This is a genomic window from Campylobacter concisus, assembly GCF_902460595.1.
GTDB lineage: Bacteria > Campylobacterota > Campylobacteria > Campylobacterales > Campylobacteraceae > Campylobacter_A > Campylobacter_A concisus_BL.
The window spans coordinates 1-1,007 of the sequence record NZ_CABPVA010000041.1 but is presented as its reverse complement, the minus strand read 5'-3'; the positions used below and the strand labels follow the sequence as shown (position 1 = coordinate 1,007).

General features: G+C 23.8%; 1 protein-coding gene. It reads left to right on the top strand.

Going from position 1 to position 1,007, the window contains the following annotated elements:
• Positions 1-1,007 (top strand): hypothetical protein (locus F3G86_RS10595; protein WP_188116472.1); only part of this gene is annotated, 1,007 nt, incomplete at both ends.

Here is a 1,007-nt window from a genome sequence, read left to right as displayed (position 1 = left end):
ACTTTTGAAGAAGAAAGAGAAATATGTTAATTTAAAGTTTGATAATTATAAGGAATCAGTACTATCTATAGAGGACCTTGATGAAAAAATTTATAGGCAAATTGTACTATTAGAAAATAATGGAGTTTTTAGATATTGGGAAACAAAGAAAGAGTCAAAGAGATTAATAAAACAAAAAAAAATATTACAAAAACTAAAGTCCGAAGATATTAAGCAATATGACGATTCCATAAAAGAACTTAAAGATGTTAATGATTCTGTAGCAAACAATTATTTTTCAAGATTTATAGTATTACTTGAAAATAATAAAGAAAATAATAAAGAAATTATTGATGAAATTGATAAACACTTAAAATTAATAGAGAGTAAGTTAAACAACAGATTAGATAAATTCTGTACTGAGTATAAAGATCAACAAAAGTTAAAATTTATTATAGAAAAATTTAACTTTATAAAAAATCACTATAAAAGCATAATAACATTGTTGGGATTGACCCCTTTTATAATATATTTTGTGCTTAATAAAAATATAGGCTACATACCAATGCCTAGCAGTAGCGATATCTTTCCTATCCTGACTTCATTGACGCTAGCGGGACTTAGTTTGCTATTTGTATTGTATCTTGCGCCAATAATGCAATTAATTATTGCATTTTGTATACGAGATATTAAGAGTAATGTAATTTGGTTTGTCTATTTATTTTCTTGTGTAGCAACCTTGGTAATAGCTATTCTTATGGTTTATACAGACTATAATTTTAGCAAAGAAAAAATAGAAATTATTATTTTTATACTTCTTGCAATAGATATCATTATTTATTATATTTTTAATAGTAAAAAATTGAATAAAAAAGATAAATTCTTTAATTCTTTGATCCTAGCCTTCTTTGGAATTATTTCCTTTTTAAGTCCATTTATAATTTTTATTACAATTGTTGAGAGAGTTAATTATAGTTCTTTTGAGGATTGTGTATTTTTAATACTAATTGTATCACTCTCTGTAATAT